Below are 24268 nucleotides of genomic sequence, written 5' to 3'. Positions count from 1 at the left end.
ACTCAGAGGCTAGGCAACCAGCTGTTGTGCGCGGTCTTGTTGCTGCGCTGGTTGCAGCGCGACGACGTCGACGACGGCCCAAGACTCTTCGTCGTTGATCTGCGCGTTCGCGAAGCGTTCGGCGGCAGCCCGATCGCTGAATTCCTCGTGCCCGATGCGGCCGGAATCCGCGTCCAGGTAGCTGACATGGAATTCGATGTTCCGATGTTCCAGTGCCTGTTCGTTCTTAGGAGCTTGTTCGTTCTTCATGGCTCCAGTGTGAAACGAGGCCCCGACAATTTAGGCCTGTGCCAGCGGCGTGTTGGGTTTTGGCTGGCCGCGTTGCTCCGGCCATGTTCGTTTAGGCCATGTTTGTTTAGGCCGCGTTTGCTCAGGCCCTGTTTGTTCAGGCGGTCCGCAGCACGTCCGCGGCCGTGCTGCGGACCGCCTCGCTCACCGCGTCTAGTATCCGTGACGGCGTCCGCCACCGTTGCCAGTACAAGGGAATGTCCAAGGGCCGCTCGGGCGCGAGTTCCACCAGGTGTCCATTTTCTATATCCTCTCTGCACTGCGCCTCTGGCAAGAGTCCCCATCCGAGACCCAAACGAATGGCCTCGGCAAACTCCTGGCTGGACGGAACGTAGTGGCGCGGTCCGGCCGGTTCCATCCCACGCGCCGCGCCGCCCATGAGCTCCAGGAAGCGGTGCTGGTACTCGTCTTTGCGATCGAAGTCCACGGCCGGAGCTGCGCGCAGGGAGGCGACGTCCACGCCGTCGGGAAGCCAACGTGCCCGGAATTCCGGAGTGGTGACGGCGCGGTATCGCATGCTTCCCAAGGGCTCGACACGGCAGCCTTGTACCGGTTCGGGGGTCGACGTCACGGCAGCCATCACTGTTCCGGCGCGCAGCATGGACGTTGAATATTGCTCGTCGTCCCGGTGGAGGTCGAAGACGGCGTTCAACTCCGCAGGGACCCTGGTGAGGGCCTTGAGGAACCAGACAGCCAGGGAATCCGCGTTGACCACGATGGGAACCGAGACCATCGGCGACTCGCCTGGCAGGCCCAGCTCAAGTTCGGCGTCGGCCTCCAACTGGGCGAGCTGCCGCGCGAGCCTGAGCACCACTTGTCCTGACTCCGTCGCCTGGACCGGATTGCTGCGCTGCAGCAACACTCTCCCGGATGTTTGTTCCAACGCCTTGAGGCGTTGGGAGACCGCCGACGGCGTGATGTTCAGTAGCCGGGCAGCGGCGTCGAGTGTGCCTTCGGTGAGCACCGCGGCAAAAGTGTGCAGCTGTTCGGAAGAGAATCTAGCCATAAGATGATCTTACGATGCCTAAGAATGTTTAGCTGGACTAATGATCGCGGCGGAACCTAACCTCGAAGCATGAACTCGCCTGACATCCTCCATGCTGCCGGACTTGGTCTCGGTACCGGCCTGGCCCTCATCGTTGCCATCGGCGCGCAAAACGCCTTCGTCCTCCGGCAAGGAATCCGTGGCGAGCACGTCGGACCAATCGTCGCCGTGTGCGCCATCTCGGACGCCGCGCTCATCGCGGCGGGGGTACTCGGCACAGGTGCCCTCATCACAGCGGCGCCGGCCGCCGTCGTCGTTCTCCGCTATGTTGGTGCCGCATTCCTGGTGACGTACGGGGTGATGGCGGCCAGGCGGATCCTCAAGCCGCAAGCGCTCGTGTCCGCGGACCCGGGGTCCCCGGGCGGCGGACGCGGCGGACTCGCGCCGGCGTTGACCACTGTCCTGGCACTCACGTGGCTCAACCCCCACGTCTATCTGGATACCGTGTTGCTGCTGGGATCTGTGGCGAACGCGCAGGCGCGCGGGCTCCAGTGGTGGTTCGGCGCCGGAGCGATGCTGGGCAGCATTCTGTGGTTCTGTTCGCTCGGTTTCGGCGCGAAATTGCTCCGCGGCTTCTTTGCGCGCCCGGCATCCTGGCGAATCCTCGACGGCGGGATTGCCGTCACCATGGTGGGACTCGGCGTCGGGCTGGCTTTGGGCCGCTAACCCGCCGGCTACCACGACACCCCGGCAATTCTCACAACAAGCATCCAGTCAACTCCCAGAAACTGGGAGCATCATGAATGCTATGAAAAAGAACGGCCCCGAAGCCAAGCTCCTCGTCGTCGACGACGAACCCAACATCCGTGAGCTGCTGTCCACCTCGCTGCGTTTTGCGGGTTTTGAGGTCGTTGCGGCATCGAACGGGCGCGAAGCCCTCGCTGCCGCCGATCTCCACTCCCCGGACCTCGCGGTACTGGACGTCATGCTCCCCGACATGGATGGGTTCACCGTCACCCGCCGCCTTCGTGCCGCGGGAAAGCACTTCCCTGTCCTGTTCCTGACCGCCAAGGACGATACCGAAGACAAGGTCATGGGCCTGACCGTGGGCGGCGACGACTATGTCACCAAGCCATTCAGCCTGGATGAAGTGGTGGCGCGGATCCGCGCAGTGCTGCGCCGCACGCAGCCCATGGAAGACGACGACGCCGTCATCCGCGTGGATGACCTGGAGCTCGACGACGACGCCCACGAGGTCCGCCGCGGCGGTACCATCATCGAGCTGTCGCCCACCGAGTTCAAGCTGCTCCGCTACCTCATGCTGAACCCCAACCGAGTGCTGTCCAAGGCGCAAATCCTGGACCACGTCTGGGAGTACGACTTCAACGGAGACGCTTCGATCGTGGAATCCTACATTTCCTACCTCCGACGCAAAGTGGACATCGACCCGGACGCAGCCGCGCTGATCCAGACCAAGCGTGGCGTGGGCTACGTACTGCGGACGGCCGAGAAGCGCTGACTTTGTTTAACCGTTGGAAGTCGGCCTCCCTCAGGTCGCAGCTGGTTGCCATCATCATGGGACTGCTGCTTCTTGCCCTGGCCGCAACGGGCGCCGGGACGCTGACGCTCGTCAAGAGCTACCTCCAAGGGCAGGTGGACGACAAGCTCAAGACCGCCGTCCAGATCGCCCAGCAGCAGCAATCTTTTGCCAACCTGTCCGAGCCCAACCCGGCCGTGCCCACGGACTATTCCCTGACGCTCTTCGTCCAGGGCCAGCCGCCCTATCCGTTCGGCGGCAGCAAGACCGATCGGCCGAGCATCGCCAACATCAGCCCGGTTGAAGCCAAGGACCGCAACTACGCGCCCTTCCAGGTGGGAGGCACTGCCGGCGGCAATTGGCGTGTAGTAGCGGTCAACGTCGTAGACAACCGGACCGGGCAAAACGCGGTGGTGATCGTCGGGTTGCCCCTGTCACCCGTGGACAAGGTCATGGAACACGCCACCCTCGTGGTGGTCGGCGTCGGGCTCTTGACCCTGGTGCTCGCGTTCTTCATCGCCACCTGGACCGTTGCACGCTCCTTCCGTCCCCTCGCACGCGTTGAAAAAACGGCGGCCGCTATCGCCGCTGGTGATCTCTCGCGCCGAGTGGAAATCGAGAATCCGGTCACTGAGGTCGGCCGTCTGGGGGGCTCCCTCAACGCCATGCTCGCCCACATCGAATCGTCCTTTGCCGCGCGGGCGGCTTCCGAAGCCCGAATGCGGCGCTTCGCAGCCGACGCGTCCCACGAGCTCCGTACTCCCCTGGTGACCATCCGCGGGTTCTCCGAGCTCTATCGCCACGGGGCCCTCGCCACGCCGGAAGACGTGGGCACCGCCATGGGCAGGATCGAAAGCGAAGCCAAGCGCATGGGATCCATGGTGGAAGACCTGCTCTTGCTTGCCCGCCTGGACGAACAAAGGCCCCTCCAGCTCAAACCTGTGGACCTGCAGTTGCTGGCGAACGACGCCGTCGTGGACTCCCTCGCGACGTCCGGCGAGCGGAAGATTTCACTGACAGGGCTCGACGGCGGGGCGGCGGCCCCTGCGCCGGTCCAAGGCGACGAGGCCAAGCTTCGGCAGGTCCTGGGAAACCTGATGGGGAACGCCCTGCGCTATACCCCCGAAGGAACGCCGATTGAGCTCGCCGTCGGGGTTCGGAACACTCCGTCGGGGATGTTCTCTGTTCTAGAGGTACGGGACCACGGCAGCGGCATTTCGGCCGAGGAGCTGCCCAGGATCTTCGAACGCTTCTACAGGGCGGATACGTCGCGCACGCGGGAGACCGGCGGCAGCGGCCTTGGGCTTGCCATTGTGGCCGCTATCGTGGGCTCCCATGGCGGCACGGTAAGGGTCGAAGAGACCGACGGCGGCGGAGCCACTTTGGTTGTCAGCCTCCCCTTTCAGGACGAGGTGTCCGACGTGACGGAAGACGCGGGCGTTGCTGAGGCGGAAATCTCCGACTAGTGCCGACCGGGTTGGCGGAACATTCAGGGCTGGAGCATTCAGGCTGGAGCATTTAGGCTGGGGCATTCAGGGTTGGGGCGGCAAGTTGTCCACATAGGCCGGTTCGGCTCTGGCGGGGCCGTTCGGCGGCTTCTAGGCTCGATTCGTGGACCACAAGCCAGCCGCACCTGCGGACACCTTCAGTTGAAAGGCAACGCCCCATGAGCGTCATTTCCGTCGATACCGAACTGCTCCAGCTCAAATCCGCCAACGTTAAGGCCACCGTAGATCGCATCAGCGCCGACGTCCAGGCGATGAAATTCGGCCTGGACGAACTTCAGGCCACCTGGAAGGGATCTGCGGCCAACAATTTCCAGGCCCTCGTCTCCGAGTGGACGTTGACCCAGAACAAAGTCGAAGCCTCGCTGGCATCCATCAATCTGGCACTGTCCTCCGCCGCGGCAACCTATCTGGAGGCCGAACAAGGCAACACCCAGCGGTTCAGCTACTAGGCGCCCTGGCGGTGTCCGGTGGGGCGGTGCTTGCGCTTCCCCACCGGATTCCGGACTGATAACCAGCTCCCTGCCGTGTTGCTTCTCCGCCGCTACTTCTCGGGCGTCGACTGGTGGAACCGCAAGCGCCACCGGCCGTCGTCGAGCACCCAGATCGAACTCCGCAGTGCCGAGCCGGTTCGTCCATAGATCCGGTAGCTGAGCAGTATGGTGTTGCTTGAGATACGGTCCGCGGAAACAACCTCTACCTCCGCGGTTTCCGCGGGGTTATCCTCCAACGCCATCATGAGTTCGTCGCGGGACCAAATACGGCCGGAGCTGCCGATCTCGGTGAAATCCGGGTGAAGCAGCACCCCCGTCCGCCCAAGATCTCCTCTGACGTCAGGCCTCAGGAGCTCCCTCTCAAGTAGAACAACGGTGTCCTCGTCTGAGCGCCCGCCACTCTGGCTAAGGGGTGCAACCTCTTCAAACTCTGCGAACAGAGTGGGCTCGATGAACGTCTCTTGCTCTGCGAACGTATCATGCCCGGTTCCCCTCACCGCCTCATGGGAAAGATCCTGATCGCCGAACAGAGTGAGGTCTTCGTCCTGGGCGTCAGCGACGTCGAAAAGCGATGGCGGTTCCACAGCCACGGCGCGGTCTGAAGGCCCCGTCTGGCGAGCAGAGCGATTGACGGGCACGGATCGTCCGGGTTCGTCGGCTCCCGGATAACCTGGGCCGCTAGGAGCGGCTGTGCCCTGCTGGTACGCGCTGGCAACGGCACGGGCGCGATCGTCGGCAGCCTCGTTGAGCTCGTGGCCTGCATGGCCCCTGACCCACTCGAATGTGTACCTGCGGCCGACAATGGCCCGGTCGATGTCCTTGAGCAGATCGACATTCAAGACGGGCTTTCCATCGGCCTTACGCCATCCCTTGCGCTTCCAGCCTGGCATCCACTTGGTGATGCAGTTGATGACGTACTGGCTGTCGCAGAGGATCTTCAGCTCTTCGTGGGGAACATGTGCGGTGGACCGGAAGAGGTCCAGCACAGCCATGAGTTCGCCCTGGTTGTTGGTTCCGTGCGGCCACCCGCCGGCCCGCCAACAAGAGTCGTTCACGTACCAGGCCCAACCAGCGGGCCCGGGATTGCCGAGGGCAGAACCGTCGGCGGCAGCAATAATCGTCATGGTTTCCATCCTGCCAGACCACCCCGACACTCCCCGACCTCCAGACCCCCGAGCTCCAGACCCCCGCGGCCGAGTGACTCCTTCCCCGAATGACCCTCCCTCACTTATAGGCCAAAAAATTCAAACCCTCCTGGAGATCTTGCGCCCAATTCCCAAACGCTCCTGCAGCAGATGGAGCGAGCGTCGGGGAAAACCCGACAAAAGTGAGCGAGCGTCGGGGAAAACCCGACAAAAGTGAGCGAGCGTCGGGGAAAACCCGACAAAAGTGAGCGAGCGTCGTTAAAGGGCGACGGCGGCCCCCACCTGAGGTGGGAACCGCCGTCGTGCGTGTGGCTGGTGAGCTAGCGCGGGGGCTTAGAAGCCGCCCATGCCGCCCATGTCGTCGCCGCCACCCATGGCCGGAGCGTGCTTCTCCGGCTTGTCGGCAACAACGGCCTCGGTGGTCAGGAACAGACCAGCGATGGACGCAGCGTTCTGGAGGGCCGAGCGGGTGACCTTTACGGGGTCGTTGACGCCGGCAGCCAGCAGGTCCTCGTAAATGCCGGTTGCGGCGTTCAGGCCGTGGCCCGACGGCAGGCCGCGGACCTTGTCGATGACAACGCCCGGCTCGAGGCCAGCGTTGTAAGCGATCTGCTTGAGCGGAGCGTCAATGGCAACGCGGACGATGTTGGCGCCGGTTGCTTCGTCGCCTTCGAGCTGCAGGTTGGCGAATGCCTTGGCACCAGCCTGGATGAGGGCAACGCCACCACCGGCGACGATACCTTCTTCAACGGCAGCCTTCGCGTTGCGGACAGCGTCCTCAATGCGGTGCTTGCGTTCCTTGAGCTCAACTTCGGTTGCGGCACCGGCCTTGATGACTGCAACGCCGCCGGCCAGCTTGGCCAGGCGTTCCTGCAGCTTCTCGCGGTCGTAGTCGGAGTCGGAGTTCTCGATCTCGGCACGGATCTGTGCGACACGACCGGCGATGGCGTCGGCGTCGCCGGCACCTTCGACGATGGTGGTCTCGTCCTTGGTGACAACAACCTTGCGGGCGTTGCCGAGCAGTTCGAGGGTTGCGTTCTCGAGGCTCAGACCGACCTCGGCGGAGATGACCTGGCCACCGGTGAGGATGGCGATGTCGGCGAGCTGTGCCTTGCGGCGGTCACCGAAGCCCGGGGCCTTGACGGCAACGGACTTGAAGGTGCCACGGATCTTGTTGACGATCAGGGTGGCCAGGGCCTCGCCCTCGATGTCTTCGGCAATGATCAGCAGCGGCTTGTTGGACTGCATGACCTTCTCCAGGACCGCAACGAGTTCCTTCACGTTGGAGATCTTGGAGTTGACGATCAGGATGTACGGGTCTTCGAGGACCGTCTCCTGGCGCTCTGCGTCGGTGACGAAGTAAGCGGAGATGTAACCCTTGTCGAAGCGCATGCCTTCAGTGAGCTCGAGCTCCAGGCCGAAGGTGTTGGACTCCTCGACCGTGATGACGCCTTCCTTGCCAACCTTGTCCAGGGCTTCAGCAATGAGGTTACCGATTTCGGAGTCGCCAGCGGAGATGGAAGCCGTGGCTGCGATCTCTTCCTTGGTCTCGATTTCCTTGGCGGAAGCAAGCAGCTCGCGGATGACGGCTTCAACAGCCTTCTCGATGCCGCGCTTGAGGGACAGCGGGTCGGCGCCGGCAGCTACGTTGCGCAGGCCTTCCTTGACCAGGGCCTGGGCCAGAACGGTGGCGGTGGTGGTGCCGTCGCCAGCGACGTCATCCGTCTTCTTGGCGACTTCCTTGACCAGCTCGGCGCCGATCTTCTCGAATGGGTCATCCAGTTCGATCTCCTTGGCGATGGAAACACCATCGTTGGTGATCGTGGGGGCGCCCCACTTCTTTTCGAGGACGACGTTGCGTCCACGCGGGCCGAGGGTGACCTTGACGGCGTCGGCGAGGATGTTAAGACCCCGCTCGAGACCGCGGCGTGCCTCTTCATCAAATGCAATGATCTTGGCCATAACGGCGGTAGTCCTTTCGGGACAGTCGTTAAGAAGGTGCCTTCACTGCGGTGCCCGCGACGGACGATCCTTCACATTCGGCCTCTGTACGCCGCGCGGTCCGGATCTCACCCCAGCAAGGTGTTCTTTGTTCTCCCAGGCACCGCCACCATTCCCAACGGCCGGAGCCGCACAAAGAATTAGCAGTCAATGCTTGAGAGTGCTAATCAATAATTAGCACTCACCCGAGGAGAGTGCAAGCAGAAGTGCCGGAAAATACTCGCCACGCCGGGGGAATTCGCTATCGGCACAGCCCATCACGGCGTCCGCGAGGTGGTCTCTTTGCCGCTCACGCGGGCCGTGTTGTCAGCGCCATACGTGAAGACCATGTAGTTGGACGAGGTTACGTCCCCGTTGGCGTCGAATCCGATGGTGCCGGACTCGCCGTCGTAATCCGGGAGCTTCGCTCCCTTCAGCACCTCGAGGCAATCCTTGTACGACGCACAGGATGTGCGCTCTTTCGACGCCGCACCACCCGCCGTCGGACGCACCCCGCCGGACACGGTGGTGAGCCAAGCGGCGATCGAGGCCCCGGCGTCGTCGTTCGCGGCGGCGGCGGCAAGCGCCGCAAGAGTGACGGCGTCGAACGTTTCGGCTGCGTACGTCGTGTCCTTAAGGTTGGGTGCGATCCCCGTCAGCCCGGCTTGGAACTCGATACTCGGGAAGACCCCGGGGAGAATTCCGCGGGCGCCGTCAAGGCCGCCGGCACCGAGCGTGGTTCCGTATTGGCGGATGGCACCATCGCTCAAGAACAGCTTCTTGCCGCTCAGCCCCGCGTTCAAAAGCTCGGCCAGAGCACCCTGGGCACCGTCACGGGCTACCACGACGACGGCGTCCGGCGTGCCGGACTTGATGCTCGCCGCAGCCGGAGCTGCTTTGCCGGCCGCGAATTCCACGTTGGACACGGCATCCATTCCGAGGCCGCGGGCAGCGTCCATGACTGCTCCGGAGACACGAGTACCGTAGTCCCCGGCTTCATGCAGGACGGAAAGCCTCTTGGCGCCGGCGTCGTGGGCCAGCTTCGCCAGGACACTTCCTTGCGCGGTATCGGCGGCCGAGGTGCGGAAGTAGAAGCCGCCGCTCTTGTAGCTACTGAGCCCGGAGGCGGTGTTGGCCGGCGAGATGAGCGGAACCCGGGCGGGTGAGAGAACGTCTATTGCGGCGGCAGCATGGCTGGAATCCGTTGGCCCCACTACGACGTCGGCGTGAGCTCCAAGCAATGCCTTGGCTTGCGCCGCAGTGTCAGCGGTGAAGGCCGCCGCGCTGCTGCCGTCGCTGGCCGCCGACGCAGGAAGCAACTCAACGGGGTGGCCTTTGTATCCGCCGGCGTCGTTGATCTGCTTGACGGCCAGCTTGGCCGCTGCCAGCTCTGATTCGTTGAGGAACGCGGAACCACCGCTGTTGTCCAGAATCACCCCAACGCGCAGGACGCCGTCGCCGCTCGGCGTAACAACGTCAAGCCTGGCGTTGCCTATGGTGGCGGAGCATCCGGCCAGTGCTAGCGCCAAAGCGGCACCGCCTGCGAGAAGAGAAACTAACCGGGACCGGCGCCCACCAAAGGGCCGGGACAGCCTTGTTGCCGCAACACCCACTAGATAAGCCGGACGCTTTCTGCCTGCGGGCCCTTTTGGCCCTCGCCCAGTTCGAACTCGACCCGTTGTCCCTCTTCGAGCGCACGGAAGCCATCCATCTGGATAGCGGACCAATGCACAAAGATGTCGTCACCGGACTCATCCACGGTGATGAATCCATAGCCCTTTTCGGCATTGAACCATTTGACGGTTCCCAAAGCCATGATCCCCACACTTTCAACTAGCGGTGGCCGGCTTCCGGGATCTCCGGGCCAGCTCACAACTACTGTAACCACAGTCACGTTGCAGTACCGCAACCTTGGGTGTGGGTGGCCGCAATGTTATTGAGGCGTAACCGAGTTCTACTTGTATCCCGGCCCCAGAATGACAACCACTGGCTGCTGGAACTCGGCACTGTCCACGAGGTTTGCGATGCCCAGCAGCTTGCCGAGGGCTTCAGCGTTGCCCTTCTGGGCCGGTCCCTTGTAGAAGACCGACGACGTCTGCTGGGGCATGCCGCCCCAGTTTGCGACCGTGGACAGCGGCCAGCCCCCGCCTTGCACGACGCCGGCCACGCGGGCAGCCAGACCACCGGTGGCGGTACCGTTGTAGACCGCGACCGTCGCGGTTTTGTCCAGCGGCGCCGTGGTGGGGGTCTGCGTGCTGGAAGGAGTGTCACCCGGCTGGCCGGATGGCTGCACCGGGCTGCTCGCAGACGGTGCCGGGGCGGAGGCCGCAGCACTTTGCTTGGACGCGTTCGCGGTAACGGTAGCTTGCGGCGTCGTCGAGGACGTGAACCCAAGCTTCGGAAGGATAAGGAACGCAACGAGGCCTACAGCCAGCGCAATGCCCCCCAGGAGGAGCACGGGCCATAGCGCGGGGCGGGAAGCGGTGGCGACGAGCCGGTGGACACCCTGCCGCGATGAGCTCTGCGGGACGCGGTCGAATTCATCCCGGGCAAATTTGGTCATGGTGAAGCCTTGTCCTTGCTGCTTGCTTGCTGGGGGATCAGCGGGTGCTTTACGCGTCAGAACCAAGGCGGCGCGCCGTGCGGGCCCTCTGACGTGACATACGTAGTCTACGCAATCTCTTGACGAGCATTGGATCGTGCGCCAATGCTTCCTCGGTGTCGATGAGAGCATTGAGGAGCTGGTAATAGTGGGTGGCCGAGAGATCGAAGAGCTCCCTGACGGCCTGTTCCTTGGCCCCGGCGTACTTCCACCATTGCCTCTCCAAGGCGAGCATCTGCTGTTCGCGCTCGCCCAGCGGCGAGTCGCTGCGGATTCCGGCGGACAGGTCTTCGAGTACCAATCCAGTTGCTTCGGACGCCATGGATTCCCGTGCGGGTTCTGCCACGACACACTCCTTCGACGCATTGACTGAAATTTGTCCCGCCCCCATGGTAACGGGCGAATAACATCGATGTCATTCGCCCCGCCGTTTCAAGTGGGGTCGCTTCCCCCGCAGCCGCTTTCCCGCAGAGCCCGGGTACAGGGACAATGGCTGGATGGCAGGCGAAGAAGCGTTGTTTGAGCTTGAATCCGAAGATCACTCCGCCGAATTCGAGGCACTCCCGGGAAAAGCCTTGGAGGACCTGATGGCTCCGGACTGGGCCGACGCGCTTTCCGGCGTCGAGGACGAATTGCGCTCAGTGCTGGCCTTCGTGGCGGGCGAGGCCGCCCGCGGAACCCAAGTCTTGCCTCCGGCGTCGAACATCCTTCGTGCTTTCCGGCAGCCACTTGCCGACGTCAAAGTGCTGATCCTGGGCCAGGACCCCTACCCGACGCCGGGACACGCCGTCGGGCTCTCTTTCGCGGTTTCCGGGCAGACCCGGCCCATTCCCCGCAGTCTGTCAAACATCTACCGGGAGATGGAGTCGGATCTCGGCCTGCCGCCGCGGGTGCACGGGGATCTCTCGGCCTGGACAGGCCAGGGGGTTCTCCTGCTGAACAGGGTCCTGAGCGTCGCCGCGGGTGCGGCCGGCTCGCACCGGGGCAAGGGCTGGGAGGCCATTACGACGGCGGCAGTCACCGCCGTCGCCGCGCGGCGCACAGGTGCCGGGCAGCAGAGTCCCCTCGTCGCGATCCTCTGGGGCAAGGACGCCGAGGGCGTTCAGCCCCTGCTTGGCGGCGCCCCCGCGATCACCTCCGCGCACCCCAGCCCACTGTCCGCGTCGCGGGGGTTCTTCGGCTCGCGGCCGTTCAGCCGGGCCAACGCCCTGCTCCGTTCGCAGGGCGCAGATCCCGTCATCTGGGAACTTCCGCCGTTGCCCTAGCTTAGGCTTGCCTACATGACATCCTTGCCCGCGACGTCGTCTGCGTCCCGCAATACCCGCCCCCAGGTGAACCTGACAGTGCTGCGCACGGAGCAACTTTCGCCCCACATGGTGCGCATCATTGCAGGTGGACCTGGATTTGCCGGTTACGCGAACAACGCCTTCGTGGACCGGTATGTGAAGATCGTGTTCCCGCAGCCCGGCGTCGACTACGAGCTGCCGCTGGATCTCTGGGCTATCCGCGAGACCATGCCGCGGGAGCAATGGCCGTACACCCGCACCTACACCATCCGCTGGGTGGACGTAGCGGCCCAGGAACTTGCAATCGACTTTGTGGTCCACGGCGATGAGGGCCTTGCGGGCCCATGGGCCCTGGCTGCCCAGCCCGGCGACGCACTGGTCTTCACCGGGCCGGGCGGCGCCTACAACCCAGCGCCCGACGCCGACTGGTACCTTTTCGCGGGCGATGACGCCGCGCTCCCGGCGATTTCCGCGTCGATCGAATCCCTGCCGGCCGGGGCCAGGGGCCTTGCTTTCCTTGAGGTCGACAGCGACGCCGACATCCTTGATATCGCGGCTCCCGACGGCTTGGAGCTGCGCTGGCTGTTTCGCTCCGGAGTCACGGCAGGATCGAGTTCGATCTTGCTCGATGCCTTGGGCGAGGCAGAGTGGCTGCCCGGCCGGGTCGATGTGTTTGCACATGGTGAACGCGGCTACATGAAGGGTCTGCGGGACATTTTCTTCAAGCAGCGTGGGCTGGAGCGTTCCCAGGTATCGCTCTCCGGATACTGGGCCCAGGGTCGCGTGGAGGACGATTTCCAGGCGGAAAAGAAACTCCCGATCGGGCAGATCTAGAGCCTCGCGCTTTGGGGGCTCTGACGGCCCCCGCGGCTTAGCGTCTGCGGACGCGGCGACGCTCGTTGCTGGCCAGTCCCTTGGTCAAGGGGCGGGCCAGATTGTCGCCCAGTACAATTCCCGCAGCCACACCGAGCACGATTGCGCCCGCGTTGAGCATGCCACCCGAGCCCAGCAAGACGTCCGCTTCCTGGACCGTCAACACATACATGGACCGGAATATCTTCAGGCCGGGCAGCAGGATGAGGGCCGCAGGGACGGCCACCACCAATTGCGGTGCACCGAGTTTGAGCGCCACCATGCGCGCCAACAAGCCGATGATCACGGCGGAAATCGCAGGCGAGAGCCGGTCTCCGAGGCCGAGATTGGATGCCCCCCACAAGACGAAGTAACCCACCAAGCCCACCGCCGCCGTCGGGAGCAGTAGTTTGAGCAGGGTCTGTTCGGTGATGCCGATGGCAATGACGGCCACGGCGATCAGGATCGCCTGGCCCCACAACGGATACGCCTCGGGGAATGTTTGGGTGACATCGATCGCGACGCTTCCCGAGAGGTCGCCAACAACCACCGCGACGGCGATCCCGGCGACGATCGCGCCGAAGGTCAGGATGGTGGACAGGAAACGTCCCGCCGCCGTGACCGGGAATCCGTTGATGGCGTCTTGCACCGAAGAGACGAGCCTACCCGTTGGCAACAGCAGGAGGATGCCGCCCGCCACGACGATGGATGGCGGGATGTCTGCCCCTGCCCAGCGGAGCATGAACGCGATAAACGTGACCAGGAAGGAGCAGGCGGCCGTCACGAAGAAGTCCGGCGTACGCCATTTGCCTAATTGCCGGGCCATGAGGTTGATGAGCATGTTGGAAACGAAGGCCAGGGAGGACGCTCCCAGTCCGCCTCCCAGTACGCCGACGAAAACAGCGGAGAAGACGCCGTACGCCATGGTGACGATCCACCGCGGGTAGGGCTTGCTGCTCCGGATGATGTCATCCAACCGGCGAACGGCTTCTGCCCTGCCCACGCCGCCTGCCACGATGTCCGTGACGAGCTGGTGCACCTGGGCCAGACCCGCATAGTTGTTGGTCCAAGAGCGGACTACCCGGAGCAAGGTGAGCGGGGTCTGGTCCTTGGGCGCATAGTTGATCTGGACCGACTGGTTGGTGATGTCGACTTCGATGTTCTTCAAACCGAGTGAAGCCGTGACCGCGATGATGCTGGTCTCGACTTCCAGGGCACCGGCTCCGTAACGAAACATGGATTCGGCCATGTGCAGCGCGAAATCGATGGTCTTGCGGGCCGAAGCGTCTACCCCGCCCACTTGGATGGTGGGGTTGGCGTAGGGGCTGCCCGCCAGGCGGTCCACGATGCTCATGGGGGCGGTGGGAGGATTCTCGCCCTGCACGAGCCTGCGAAGCATGCGTTTGGCGTTGACATTCTGGCGCACCTGCGATGGCTTCAGCGGCTGCGTCTTGGGCAAGCCGTCCGTGTTGGGCCTGTTGTCGGGGCGGTCAGTCACGCGGGTATTCCTCCAAAGGGCGGGGCTCCTCCAAATATTGGGTGTTCCACAAGCGATTGACGGGGCAGCGCTGCGATTCTAGTAGAACTGCTGGCCCGTCCGGCGGGTGTAGATCTGCCGGGCGACGCGTTCTCCGGCAGCGGTCCAAAGCTTGTATTTCAGCGGGCTGATGACTTGGTCGTAGCAGCCTACGAAGTCGGTGACGGTCTTGCTGAAGCTGGTCTTGAAGAGGCCGAGTCCGTGGAACGGGTGCGAGGTGTCCTTGAGCCGATCCGCGGGAGGAGTGCCACAGAAATCGTATTCGGTGCAGCCCAGTTCCTTGACCTGGTTGATAGCCGTCCACTGAACCAAATGCGAGTCGCCGTACTGCGAGCGCTTCTGCAGCGAACCGCCGTCCTTGTACGTGCCTTTCCGGCCGTAGTTGATGACGAAGGCCCCCACGGACGGGACACCGTTTTCGAAGACGAACAGGAGCCGGCCCTGGCCACGGTCGATGAAATTGGTCCAGAACTGGCGGTAGTACCCAAATTCGCGGACCCGCACCTGGGACTTCGCCTCAACGGTGTTGGTCATCAGCGCATACATGGAACGGAAATTCTCTTCCGTGGGCTCCATGGTCTGGACTTCGACGCCTTCACGGATAGCCCGGCGGACGGCGTTGCGTCCGCGGGAATGGAGGTTACGCAGTAGCTGGTTCTCCTCCGGGGAAATATCCAGCAGGGCTGTGGAGTCGTTCGGCTGCAAGTTGGGGGTCTTGACCACACCAGTGGCCTCGATCGTGGCGCGGGCGTCGTCGCTGAGGACAATGTCCGGCTCGATCTTGACGGCGAACACCCCGAGCTTGTCCCGCCTCACGAATTCCTGGTTGGCCTTGATGATCCCCGGAATGTCCTCGACCCCGGCGACGTCCGGACCCTTGATGAGGTACCAGAGCTTGCCGAGCAACGGAAACGATTTCTCCAGGACCAAGTTGTAGCTGCTGTAGTCCTGGGTTTCGTAGACGAGGTGCAGGGGCTTCCAGCCGAAATGTTGTTTCACGTCCGCGAATGCCTCGGATTGGAGCAGGTTGCCGCCGTTGGGATTGGCCGTGACGTGTTTGTCCCAGTGTTCGATTTCCTCGGCGGTGGCAAAGCGTGCGGTAAATTCTCGCAAGGGGGCCGTGTCCAATCAGTTGCGTACTTGAGGCAGCATGCACCGGTGCGCGGCGCAGGCGTTCAGGCTCAAGTCTATCGGCCCCCAGGATGAGCTACAGCCTGATCTGTTCCATTGCCTCCAGGTGGATTGCCTTCGGTTTCTCCCCGAGCTCCCGCTGGCCCTTGGCGAGGCGATCGGCGTTGACGAGAATGTCGAGCGACAGCCCGGTGACGTCCTCGATCTCCTTGATGGGCACCTGGAATGTGCGGAATGGCCCCAGCGGCGGCGGTTCTTCGGCGAGAAGGCGTTCCTTGGTGACCTTCTCCATCTCCACCTCGTCCAGCAGGGGGGTCTGATCCACCACGAAGCCGGCGGCACCGAGTTCGGCGTCGTTGGTCCACGCGGCAATCTTCCAGAATTTCCGCGGCACGTGCACACCGCGGTAGGGAGGGTCGTCATCCCGGAAGACCGGTCCCGTAAAGACGCTCATCCTGGCACCGAAGGCGCCGGCATGGCCAAGAACGTGGTCCTCAAGTCCTGACCACAATTGCTTGCCTTGGTTGAATTTATCGATCTGGGGTGCCGCGTTGGTGAACACGAACGTTTCCTGGTTGGCGGTCTTGGCCGTAGCCGGATCCCCCCATACGGGGTCCAACCGGCGCACAAGATGTCCACGGTCGAAGGCATTGTTCGCATAGACGTCCGGACCGGCCTGCTGCTCTTCGGGGACCCTGGAATCGAAATGCCAGGTTCCTTCGCGTGCCAAGGGGTCCAATTGGCTGCCCTCGATGTTCACGGCCACAATTGCGGCCAGCCTGCGGTCAGGACGGAACCGCACCGAAAAGTGCGTGTAATCAAGAAGAATCGTCGTCTCCGACGGACTGGGAAGCTCAAGGCCTGCCCGCAAAAATTCACTGCTGTATCCCCCGCTCATGGGTACATGATGGCACTGGGGTCCGACAGTGAACAGACATCGGCTGAGTAAGACAAGCCCGATCGATTATCGGTGACGGACGCACAGGCCGGGCCGCGGTCCTTCGGGGTGAAGCCGCTACAGACGCCCGTCAGCACTCGACGACGTTGACGGCGAGGCCTCCCATGGCGGTTTCCTTGTATTTGGAGGACATGTCCTTGCCGGTTTCGCGCATGGTCACGATGACCTCGTCCAGGGACACCCGGTGGGTGCCGTCGCCCCAGAGCGCCATCTTCGCGGCGTTGATGGCCTTCGCCGCGGCGATCGCGTTGCGTTCGATGCACGGGATCTGCACGAGCCCGCCGATCGGATCGCACGTCAGGCCCAGGTTGTGTTCCATCGCGATCTCGGCCGCGTTCTCCACCTGTCCCGGGGAGCCGCCCATGACCTCGGCCAGGCCCGCGGCGGCCATCGAGGACGCCGAGCCGACCTCGCCCTGGCAGCCGACCTCGGCCCCGGAAATCGAGGCCTGTTCCTTGTAAAGCACCCCGACAGCGCCCGCGGCGAGCAGGAACTTCACCACCACGTCGTCGCGGTCCTGCTGGGTGGCTTTGTCCATGCCGGGGGCGAAGTGCAGGGCGTAGTACAGCACGGCGGGGATGATCCCCGCCGCACCATTTGTCGGTGCGGTGACCACGCGCCCGCCGGAGGCGTTCTCCTCGTTCACGGCCAGTGCGATCAGGTTCACCCATTCCTGCCAGTACTTGGGGTCGCGGTATTCAGGATCCTGATCCTGGTCCTTGGTTTCCTTCAGGAGCCTCTCGTGCCAGTCCGGGGCCCGACGGCGGACCTTCAGCCCGCCGGGCAGCACGCCTTCGCGCTTCAGGGACGTTTCGACGCATTCCTCCATGACGGAGTAGATGTGTAGCAGGCCTTCGCGGATTTCTTCCTCGGTCCGGGAGGCGCGTTCGTTGATGAACATGATGTCCGAAATGCCAAGCCCCTTGGAGGAACAGCGGCCCATGAGCTCCGCGGCGGTGCGGAAAGGAAGCGGGAGTTCTTTCTTGGACTCCTCCAGTTCCTTCTGCGCCGCGTCTTCCTCGCCTTCCCGGACGATGAACCCGCCGCCCACAGAGAAGAACGTAGCCTCGTGCAGCACCTCGCCCCCGGCGTCGGAGACGGAGAACTTCATCCCGTTCGTGTGCCGGGGCAGGACCGTGAGCGGGTGCAGGATCATGTCCGCCTCCCCATACGGCAGCGGCACTCCGGAACCCGGGCCGCCGTCGGGACGGACGGCGCCGCCCAGGTTCAATGTACCGGTTTCGGCGATCGAGGCGAGCCGTTCCTCCACCTCCTCGGGGAGGATCTCCTCGGGGTGGTAGCCCTCCAGGCCCAGCAGCACAGCGGTCATGGTGCCATGACCACGGCCCGTGGCCGCCAGCGAGCCATACAGATCAACGCGCAGGGATGCCACACGCTCAAGCGCACCGGAATCCTTGAGTTCGCCCGCGAACACGGCCGCGGCACGCATCGGCCCCACGGTATGCGAACTCGAAGGACCAATCCCGATAGAGAAAAGATCGAAGACGCCAACAGCCATGTCGGTTCCTAACTAGGTGAGTGATCGGGGACGGTGGGGAGGTGAGTAGCGCGGCCCCTTCGGGACCGACATCCGGCAGAGGGTCCTGCCGGGGGTCCCTTTGGGGCCGGCATCCGGAAGCGTGCGTCTAAGGGAGCGTCACGTCCGCTCAGCGGGCGTCTACGCGACCGAGCACGCGGAGGATGTCGGCCCCAACGGCCGAGGTGAGCTGGCTCCGGAACCAACCCGGTCCCGGAGCCAGCCGCGGAGAACCTCAGCTGAGGTTCGCAACGCCCGGGTAGAGCGGGTGCGCGGCGGCGAGGGCCTCCACGCGGTGACGCAAGCCGGAGAGGTCCGCGTCGGCGTCGGCGATCAGTGCCTCGGCGATGATGTCCGCAACCTCGCGGAACGCTGCCTCACCGAAACCGCGCGTTGCCAGTGCCGGGGTGCCGATCCGCAGACCGGAGGTCACCATAGGCGGGCGCGGGTCGAACGGAACCGCGTTGCGGTTGACAGTTATGTCGATCGCAGCGAGGCGGTCCTCGGCCTGCTGGCCGTCGAGTTCGCAGTTACGCAGATCCACGAGCACCAGGTGCACGTCCGTGCCACCGGAAATCACGGAGATCCCCTTGGCCGTGACGTCGGGCTGGATGAGGCGCTCGGCCAGGATCCGGGCACCGGCCAGGACACGCTCCTGGCGCTCCTTGAACTCCTCCGAACCGGCGATCTTGAAGGCCACGGCCTTACCGGCGATCACGTGCTCCAACGGACCACCCTGCTGGCCTGGGAAGACAGCCGAGTTGATCTTCTTGGCGATGTCGGCGTCGTTGGAGAGGATGATGCCGCCGCGCGGACCGGCGAGGGTCTTGTGTGTCGTTGACGTCGTCACGTGGGCGTGCGGGACCGGGGACGGATGCAGGCCGGCGGCCACCAGGCCGGCGAAGTGCGCCATGTCCACCATGAGGTACGCGCCCACCAGGTCGGCGATCCGGCGGAACTCGGCGAAGTCCAGCTGGCGCGCATACGCGGACCAACCGGCAACGATCAGCGCCGGCTTGTGCTCCAGGGCCAGGCGCTCCACCTCGGCCATGTCGATCCGGTGGTCCTCTTCGCGGACCTGGTACGGCACGACGTTGTAAAGGCGGCCGGAGAAGTTGATCCGCATGCCGTGGGTCAAGTGCCCGCCGTGCGCCAGGTTCAGGCCCATGATGGTGTCGCCCGGCTTGATGAGGGCGTGCATTACCGAAGCGTTCGCCTGTGCACCGGAGTGCGGCTGCACGTTCGCGTACTCGGCACCGAAGAGGGCCTTCACCCGATCGATCGCGAGCTGCTCGATAACGTCCACGTGCTCGCAGCCACCGTAGTAGCGCTTGCCCGGGTAGCCCTCGGCATACTTGTTGGTCAGCACGGAACCCTGCGCCTGCATGACAGCCACCGCGGTGTGGTTCTCGGACGCGATCATTTCCAGGCCCGAACGCTGACGGTTCAGCTCGTCGTCGATCTTCGCGGCGATCTCCGGATCGAGCTCGGACAACAGCATGTCCAGGCTCGGCGACACTACCTGCTCGAACACAGCGTTCTCGGTGCCTGCGGCCCCGGTTGCGGCGCTCACAGCTCGCCACCGTTCTTGGAAGCGTACTCCTCTGCGGAGAGCAGCGGACCGTCGGACTCGGCGGCCACCTTGAAGAGCCAGCCTGCGCCATACGGATCATTATTGATCAGGGCAGGATCGTCGACGACGGCGGAGTTCACTTCCGTGACCTCGCCCGTCACCGGGGAGTACAGGTCCGAGACGGACTTGGTGGACTCAACTTCGCCACAGGTCTCCCCCGCAGTCACAGCCGAACCGACCTCGGGCAAGTCAACGTACACGATATCGCCGAGGGCGTCAGTGGCCACGGCGGAGATACCGACGGAAACAAGGTTCCCGGCTTCGCGAGCAACCCACTCGTGCTCGTCGGAGTACTGCAGTTCAGGTGCAACTTTTGCCATGTTTTTTCCTTTGCGTTGGTCTAAAACAGTTGTGGTCAGGTTACGCGGCGGGGGCCGCCATCCTCTGCGTGCTGCTCCTTCGTCGCTTTGACGCACGCTGCCGGATGCCGCTCCCCCACCGCTAGAGGCATGTTCAGTTTTCGGGGCCATCAGTTCCGGAAAAGAACGCTGGCCTTTCGGGTTTTGTCGGTGACCCGTGGTTCTCGTAGGCCGATTCAGTTTCCGTGGGCCCAACCTGCGGTAGGTGGCTTATTATCCAGCACCTTTGGCTTTCGAAAGCGAGCCAAAGGTGCGGGACCGAAACCGAATCCGAGGCGAGCTGAGAGCCGCCGCTGGCCGGGAGGATCCGGAAGCGTGCGTCTAAGGGAGCGTCACGTCCGCTCAGCGGGCGTCTTCGCGACCGAGCACGCGGAGGATTCTTCCGTCCCGCGGCTCCCAGCCACCCCGGGATCGCGAGCCAGCCGAGACTTACTTAGCCCGCTTGTAGAAAGGCAGTGCCACGACTTCGAACGGCTCGGACTTGCCTCGCAGGTCTACGTCCAGGGCCGTGCCGGGCTCAGCGTGTTCGACGTCGACATAGGCCAGCGCGACCGGGTAGCCGAGGGTGGGGCTGGGCTGGCCGGAGGTGACTTCGCCGACCACCACGCCGTCCTTGAGAACCGGGTAGTGGCTGCGGCCGGCGCGGCGGCCCAGACCCTTGAGACCAACCAGCTTGCGGCCGCTGGTGGAACCGGCCCCCTCGGCCTTCAAGGCTTCCAAGGCGGAACGGCCCACGAAGTCGCTTTCCTTGGCCAGCGAAACTACCGGGCCCAAGCCTGCCGCGAAGGGGTTGCCTTCACGGGAGAGCTCGTTGCCGTAGAGCGGCATTCCAGCTTCGAGACGCAGGGAGTCGCGGGAAGCAAGGCCGGCGGGGATCAGCTCGCCGTCCTCGGCAGCGGCTGCGATGGACTGCCACAGGGCGGAAGCGGCACCGTTGTCCACGAAGATTTCGAAGCCGTCCTCACCGGTGTAGCCAGTGCGCGCGAGCAGAAGTTCCACGGTGTTCCCGGCAAAGGTGAAGGGCACCTCGACGGCGGCGTAGTACTTGAGCTCGGTGACGAGGGCGTGCTGCTCGGCCGGGACCAAACGGAGGAGAATCTCTTCCGCCTTGGGGCCCTGGACGGCGATCAGAGCGGTGGCCGCCGAGGCGTCCTCGACGACAACGTCAAAGTTGACGGCACGCTGCGCCAGAGCCCCGACAACAACCTTGGCGTTGCCGGCGTTCGGAACCACCAGGAACTTGGAATCCCCACGGCGGTACGTGATGAGGTCGTCGATGATGCCGCCGTCTTCCTGGCAGATCAGCGAGTACTTGGCCTTGCCAACCGACATGGCCGAAATTTTGCCGACCAGGGCGTAATCGAGGAAGGCCGCAGCGCCCGGACCGGTGACCCAGACTTCGCCCATGTGGGAGAGGTCGAACAGGCCTGCGGACTGGCGGACGGCGTGGTGCTCGGCCAGTTCGGAGGAGTATTTCAGCGGCATCTGCCAGCCACCGAAATCGGTGAAGGAAGCGCCGAGATTCTTGTGCTCTTCGTAGAGCGCAGTGTAGTTCTCAGTCATCGTGAGGATTCCTTTAGTTCTCGAAGGCTTCGATCGGAGGGCAGGAGCAGACCAGGTTACGGTCGCCTGCGGCGCCGTCGATGCGGCCTACGGGCGGGAAGTACTTGTCCTGCTTGAGGTGGTGGACGGGGAAGACGGCCTGCTCGCGGGAGTATTCGCGGTTCCAGTCAGAGCTCACGACGGCGGCCGCAGTGTGCGGTGCGTGGCGCAACGGGCTGTTCTCCACTGTGAAATCGCCATTCGCGACCTGGTCGATTTCCTTGCGGATGGTGATCATGGCTTCGATGAAGCGGTCGATCTCGCCAAGGTCCTCGGACTCCGTCGGCTCCACCATCAGGGTGCCGGCCACCGGGAACGCCAGCGTCGGGGCGTGGAAACCGTAGTCGATGAGGCGTTTGGCCACATCCTCGGCGGTAACGCCCGTGCGGGCCGTCAGTTCACGCAGGTCCAGGATGCACTCGTGGGCCACGAGTCCGCCTTCGCCTGTGTAGAGGACCGGGAAGTACTCGTTGAGGCGGGAGGCGATGTAGTTCGCGGCAAGCAGCGCGGACTTGGTGGCCTCGGTGAGGCCTTCGCCGCCCATGAGCTTCACGTACGCCCAGGAGATCGGCAGGACACCGGCCGAACCGAAGCGGGATGCCGAAATGGGCACGTCGTTGCCTTCGGCCCAAGCCGCGGCATTGCCGGGCATGAACGGGGCCAGGTGCGCCTTGGCCGCGACCGGACCGACGCCCGGTCCGCCGCCGCCGTGCGGGATGCAGAAGGTCTTGTGCAGGTTCAGGTGGGACACGTCGCCGCCGAACTTGCCCGGCTGGGCCAGGCCCACCAGGGCGTTCAGGTTCGCGCCGTCGATATACACCTGGCCGCCGGCTGCGTGCACGGAGTCGCAGACTTCCCGCACGTCGGCGTCGTACACGCCGTGGGTGGACGGGTAGGTGATCATGATGGCCGAGAGGACGTCCCTGTTGGCCTCGATCTTGGCCTGCAGGTCCACGTGGTCGATGGTGCCGTCGGCAGCCGTGGCCACGACCACCACCTTCATGCCGGCCAGCACTGCCGAGGCGGCGTTGGTGCCGTGCGCCGAAGCCGGGATCAGGCAGACGTTGCGCTGGGCCTCGCCGCGGGAGTGGTGGTAGCCGCGGATTGCCAGCAGGCCCGCGAGCTCGCCCTGGGAACCGGCGTTGGGCTGGATGGAGACCTGGTCGTAACCGGTGATCTCGGTCAGCTGGGATTCCAGGTCCGTGATCAGTTCACGCCAGCCCTCGGTCTGGGAATCGGGGGCAAACGGGTGGATCGAGGCGAATTCCGGCCAGGAGATCGCTTCCATCTCGGCGGTGGCGTTCAGCTTCATGGTGCACGAACCCAGCGGGATCATAGTGCGGTCCAGTGCGAGGTCGCGGTCCGAGAGCTTGCGGATGTAGCGCAGCAGCTGGGTTTCGGAACGGTGCGTGTTGAACACCGGGTGCTGAAGGTAGTCCGAAGAACGCCCGACCGCGGCCTCCAGACCGAAGCCCTCGAGTGACTCCGCGAGCGAAGCACCGAAGACAGCAGCGACATCGGCGAGGATCGCCGTCGTCGTCGTTTCATCAACGGAGACGCCGACCGTGTCAGCGTCGATGCCGCGTAGGTTGATGCCCTTGGCCTCGGCGGCGGCAACGATCTCGGCGGCCGTCCCGGGGACGCGGACGGTGACGGTGTCGAAGAAACTGCCGTGCAGGACCTCAAGGCCGGCGGTCTTGAGGGACGCGGCGAGCGTGCGGGCGTGGTTGTGGGCGGTTTCGGCGATCGCCTTCAGGCCGTCGGGGCCGTGGTAGACGGCGTACATCGAGGAGACGATGGCAAGCAGGGCCTGCGCGGTGCAGATGTTGGACGTGGCCTTCTCGCGTCGGATGTGCTGCTCGCGGGTCTGCAGCGCCAGGCGGTAGGCGGGAGTGCCGGCGTCGTCCTTGGAAACGCCCACCAAGCGGCCCGGCATCGAGCGCTCGAGGCCCTTCTGAACGGCCATGTAGGCGGCGTGCGGGCCGCCGAAGAACAACGGAACGCCGAAGCGCTGGGTGGAGCCGACGGCGATGTCGGCGCCCTGCTCGCCCGGAGGCGTGATCAGCGTGAGGGCGAGGAGGTCCGCGGCGACGGTGACGAGGGCGCCGCGTTCCTTGGCGGCAGCGATCACGGCGGAGTGGTCGAACACACGACCGGAAACGCCCGGCTGCTGCAGCACGATGCCGTTGATGTCGCCGTCGGGCAGGCCCTGGGACAGGTCTGCGATCTCGACCTCGAAGCCCAACGCCTCGGCGCGGCCCTTCACGATTGCGATGGTCTGCGGGAGGCAGTCGACGTCGAGGACAGTCTTGCCGTCATGGGCCGTCTTGTTCTTGTTGGCGCGGCGCATCATGAGGACTGCCTCGGCGACGGCCGTGGCCTCGTCCAGGAGGGAGGCGTTGGCGATGGGCAGGCCTACCAGGTCCTGGACCATGGTCTGGAAGTTCAGCAGGGCTTCGAGGCGGCCCTGGGAAATTTCCGGCTGGTACGGGGTGTAGGCGGTGTACCAGGCTGGGGATTCGAGGATGTTGCGGCGGATCACCGGCGGAGTGACGGTGTCGTAGTAGCCCTGGCCGATCATCTGCACGGCCGTCTTGTTCTTGGCCGCCAGCTTGCGAAGTTCAGCCAGAACTTCCACCTCACTGAGGGCGTTCTGGAGCGTCAGGGCGACGTCCTGGCGGATGTCATTGGGAACCGCGGTGTCCACGAGCGAATCGACACTGTCGTAACCAACAGACTTGAGCATGATGTCAATGTCGGCCTGGCGACGGGCGCCGATATGCCGGTCAACGAACGTGGTGGAGGTTGAACTAACCGTCACGAAGGAACTCCATTAC

General features: G+C 64.2%; 22 protein-coding genes. 6 read left to right on the top strand and 16 right to left on the bottom strand.

Going from position 1 to position 24268, the window contains the following annotated elements:
• Positions 1-9 precede the first annotated feature (9 nt).
• Together LFT43_RS03965 and LFT43_RS03960 are read right to left on the bottom strand one after the other, a co-directional pair.
• Complete coding sequence (locus LFT43_RS03965; RefSeq protein WP_395801251.1) at positions 10-249, bottom strand: hypothetical protein; 240 nt, start codon at positions 247-249, stop codon at positions 10-12.
• Between the two features lie 136 nt (positions 250-385).
• Positions 386-1294 (bottom strand): LysR family transcriptional regulator ArgP, encoded by a 909-nt coding sequence (locus tag LFT43_RS03960; RefSeq protein ID WP_395801250.1) that lies wholly within the window; start codon positions 1292-1294, stop codon positions 386-388.
• A gap of 69 nt (positions 1295-1363) precedes the next feature.
• Here LFT43_RS03960 and LFT43_RS03955 point away from each other — a divergent pair, with 69 nt between their 5' ends.
• The 4 genes from LFT43_RS03955 (at position 1364) to LFT43_RS03940 (ending at position 4767) form a co-directional block, all read left to right on the top strand.
• The gene (locus tag LFT43_RS03955; protein ID WP_395801249.1) at positions 1364-1999 is read left to right on the top strand and encodes a LysE/ArgO family amino acid transporter; all 636 of its coding nucleotides are present in this window, start codon (positions 1364-1366) and stop codon (positions 1997-1999) included.
• An 82-nt stretch (positions 2000-2081) separates the two neighbouring features.
• Positions 2082-2792, top strand: a complete 711-nt coding sequence (locus tag LFT43_RS03950) for a response regulator transcription factor (protein WP_265981946.1) — start codon at positions 2082-2084, stop codon at positions 2790-2792.
• Between the two features lie 2 nt (positions 2793-2794).
• Positions 2795-4276: a sensor histidine kinase gene (locus LFT43_RS03945; protein ID WP_395801248.1), complete on the top strand. Its 1482-nt coding sequence runs from the start codon at positions 2795-2797 to the stop codon at positions 4274-4276.
• A 200-nt stretch (positions 4277-4476) separates the two neighbouring features.
• Positions 4477-4767 (top strand): WXG100 family type VII secretion target, encoded by a 291-nt coding sequence (locus LFT43_RS03940; RefSeq protein ID WP_265981941.1) that lies wholly within the window; start codon positions 4477-4479, stop codon positions 4765-4767.
• A 92-nt stretch (positions 4768-4859) separates the two neighbouring features.
• On the opposite strand, the gene LFT43_RS03935 is transcribed toward LFT43_RS03940, so the two are convergent.
• The 6 genes from LFT43_RS03935 to LFT43_RS03910 form a co-directional block, all read right to left on the bottom strand.
• Positions 4860-5933: an RNase H family protein gene (locus LFT43_RS03935; RefSeq protein ID WP_395801247.1), complete on the bottom strand. Its 1074-nt coding sequence runs from the start codon at positions 5931-5933 to the stop codon at positions 4860-4862.
• Between the two features lie 354 nt (positions 5934-6287).
• On the bottom strand, positions 6288-7916 hold the full coding sequence (groL, locus tag LFT43_RS03930) for a chaperonin GroEL (protein WP_395801246.1): 1629 nt from the start codon (positions 7914-7916) through the stop codon (positions 6288-6290).
• A gap of 296 nt (positions 7917-8212) precedes the next feature.
• A complete protein-coding gene (locus LFT43_RS03925) occupies positions 8213-9463 on the bottom strand; it encodes an ABC transporter substrate-binding protein (RefSeq protein WP_395801245.1) in 1251 nt (416 codons plus the stop codon).
• A gap of 83 nt (positions 9464-9546) precedes the next feature.
• Complete coding sequence (locus LFT43_RS03920; protein ID WP_265981937.1) at positions 9547-9750, bottom strand: cold-shock protein; 204 nt, start codon at positions 9748-9750, stop codon at positions 9547-9549.
• Between the two features lie 138 nt (positions 9751-9888).
• Positions 9889-10497 carry a LytR C-terminal domain-containing protein gene (locus tag LFT43_RS03915; protein WP_395801244.1) on the bottom strand — a complete coding sequence of 203 codons (609 nt, stop codon included), beginning with the start codon at positions 10495-10497 and terminating at the stop codon, positions 9889-9891.
• A 49-nt stretch (positions 10498-10546) separates the two neighbouring features.
• Positions 10547-10882: a DUF3263 domain-containing protein gene (locus LFT43_RS03910; RefSeq protein ID WP_395801243.1), complete on the bottom strand. Its 336-nt coding sequence runs from the start codon at positions 10880-10882 to the stop codon at positions 10547-10549.
• A gap of 151 nt (positions 10883-11033) precedes the next feature.
• On the opposite strand from LFT43_RS03910, the gene LFT43_RS03905 reads away from it, so the two are divergent.
• Complete coding sequence (locus tag LFT43_RS03905; protein WP_395801242.1) at positions 11034-11801, top strand: uracil-DNA glycosylase; 768 nt, start codon at positions 11034-11036, stop codon at positions 11799-11801.
• Positions 11802-11816: 15 nt separating this feature from the next.
• Positions 11817-12656, top strand: coding sequence for a siderophore-interacting protein (locus tag LFT43_RS03900; protein ID WP_395801241.1), 840 nt, complete (start codon positions 11817-11819; stop codon positions 12654-12656).
• 37 nt (positions 12657-12693) lie between these two features.
• On the opposite strand, the gene LFT43_RS03895 is transcribed toward LFT43_RS03900, so the two are convergent.
• The 8 genes from LFT43_RS03895 to gcvP all read right to left on the bottom strand — a co-directional run bounded on the left by LFT43_RS03895 (position 12694) and on the right by gcvP (position 24252).
• A complete protein-coding gene (locus tag LFT43_RS03895; protein WP_395801240.1) occupies positions 12694-14172 on the bottom strand; it encodes a threonine/serine exporter ThrE family protein in 1479 nt (492 codons plus the stop codon).
• 78 nt (positions 14173-14250) lie between these two features.
• The gene (locus tag LFT43_RS03890; RefSeq protein WP_395801239.1) at positions 14251-15324 is read right to left on the bottom strand and encodes a lipid II:glycine glycyltransferase FemX; all 1074 of its coding nucleotides are present in this window, start codon (positions 15322-15324) and stop codon (positions 14251-14253) included.
• 94 nt (positions 15325-15418) lie between these two features.
• Positions 15419-16240 carry a DNA/RNA non-specific endonuclease gene (locus LFT43_RS03885; protein WP_395801238.1) on the bottom strand — a complete coding sequence of 274 codons (822 nt, stop codon included), beginning with the start codon at positions 16238-16240 and terminating at the stop codon, positions 15419-15421.
• A 130-nt stretch (positions 16241-16370) separates the two neighbouring features.
• Complete coding sequence (locus LFT43_RS03880; RefSeq protein ID WP_395801237.1) at positions 16371-17819, bottom strand: L-serine ammonia-lyase; 1449 nt, start codon at positions 17817-17819, stop codon at positions 16371-16373.
• A gap of 253 nt (positions 17820-18072) precedes the next feature.
• On the bottom strand, positions 18073-19338 hold the full coding sequence (gene glyA, locus LFT43_RS03875; RefSeq protein WP_395802878.1) for a serine hydroxymethyltransferase: 1266 nt from the start codon (positions 19336-19338) through the stop codon (positions 18073-18075).
• A 68-nt stretch (positions 19339-19406) separates the two neighbouring features.
• Positions 19407-19790, bottom strand: a complete 384-nt coding sequence (gene gcvH / locus LFT43_RS03870) for a glycine cleavage system protein GcvH (RefSeq protein ID WP_268024860.1) — start codon at positions 19788-19790, stop codon at positions 19407-19409.
• A gap of 468 nt (positions 19791-20258) precedes the next feature.
• Positions 20259-21392, bottom strand: a complete 1134-nt coding sequence (gcvT, locus tag LFT43_RS03865; protein WP_395801236.1) for a glycine cleavage system aminomethyltransferase GcvT — start codon at positions 21390-21392, stop codon at positions 20259-20261.
• A gap of 13 nt (positions 21393-21405) precedes the next feature.
• Positions 21406-24252, bottom strand: a complete 2847-nt coding sequence (gene gcvP, locus LFT43_RS03860) for an aminomethyl-transferring glycine dehydrogenase (RefSeq protein WP_395801235.1) — start codon at positions 24250-24252, stop codon at positions 21406-21408.
• Positions 24253-24268: the final 16 nt, after the last annotated feature.

This window comes from Arthrobacter sp. FW306-04-A, from assembly GCF_044358315.1.
GTDB lineage: Bacteria > Actinomycetota > Actinomycetes > Actinomycetales > Micrococcaceae > Arthrobacter.
Note: the sequence above shows the minus strand (reverse complement) of the source record. Positions and strands in the feature narration are given on the sequence as shown.

Coding starts and splice junctions, on each gene's coding strand:
- LFT43_RS03965 (WP_395801251.1), bottom strand. CDS start 249: ATGAAGAACGAACAAGCTCCTAAGAACGAACAGGCACTGGAACATCGG.
- LFT43_RS03960 (WP_395801250.1), bottom strand. CDS start 1,294: ATGGCTAGATTCTCTTCCGAACAGCTGCACACTTTTGCCGCGGTGCTC.
- LFT43_RS03955 (WP_395801249.1), top strand. CDS start 1,364: ATGAACTCGCCTGACATCCTCCATGCTGCCGGACTTGGTCTCGGTACC.
- LFT43_RS03950 (WP_265981946.1), top strand. CDS start 2,082: ATGAAAAAGAACGGCCCCGAAGCCAAGCTCCTCGTCGTCGACGACGAA.
- LFT43_RS03940 (WP_265981941.1), top strand. CDS start 4,477: ATGAGCGTCATTTCCGTCGATACCGAACTGCTCCAGCTCAAATCCGCC.
- LFT43_RS03935 (WP_395801247.1), bottom strand. CDS start 5,933: ATGACGATTATTGCTGCCGCCGACGGTTCTGCCCTCGGCAATCCCGGG.
- groL (WP_395801246.1), bottom strand. CDS start 7,916: ATGGCCAAGATCATTGCATTTGATGAAGAGGCACGCCGCGGTCTCGAG.
- LFT43_RS03920 (WP_265981937.1), bottom strand. CDS start 9,750: ATGGCTTTGGGAACCGTCAAATGGTTCAATGCCGAAAAGGGCTATGGA.
- LFT43_RS03915 (WP_395801244.1), bottom strand. CDS start 10,497: ATGACCAAATTTGCCCGGGATGAATTCGACCGCGTCCCGCAGAGCTCA.
- LFT43_RS03905 (WP_395801242.1), top strand. CDS start 11,034: ATGGCAGGCGAAGAAGCGTTGTTTGAGCTTGAATCCGAAGATCACTCC.
- LFT43_RS03900 (WP_395801241.1), top strand. CDS start 11,817: ATGACATCCTTGCCCGCGACGTCGTCTGCGTCCCGCAATACCCGCCCC.
- LFT43_RS03885 (WP_395801238.1), bottom strand. CDS start 16,240: ATGAGCGGGGGATACAGCAGTGAATTTTTGCGGGCAGGCCTTGAGCTT.
- LFT43_RS03880 (WP_395801237.1), bottom strand. CDS start 17,819: ATGGCTGTTGGCGTCTTCGATCTTTTCTCTATCGGGATTGGTCCTTCG.
- glyA (WP_395802878.1), bottom strand. CDS start 19,338: ATGCTGTTGTCCGAGCTCGATCCGGAGATCGCCGCGAAGATCGACGAC.
- gcvH (WP_268024860.1), bottom strand. CDS start 19,790: ATGGCAAAAGTTGCACCTGAACTGCAGTACTCCGACGAGCACGAGTGG.
- gcvT (WP_395801236.1), bottom strand. CDS start 21,392: ATGACTGAGAACTACACTGCGCTCTACGAAGAGCACAAGAATCTCGGC.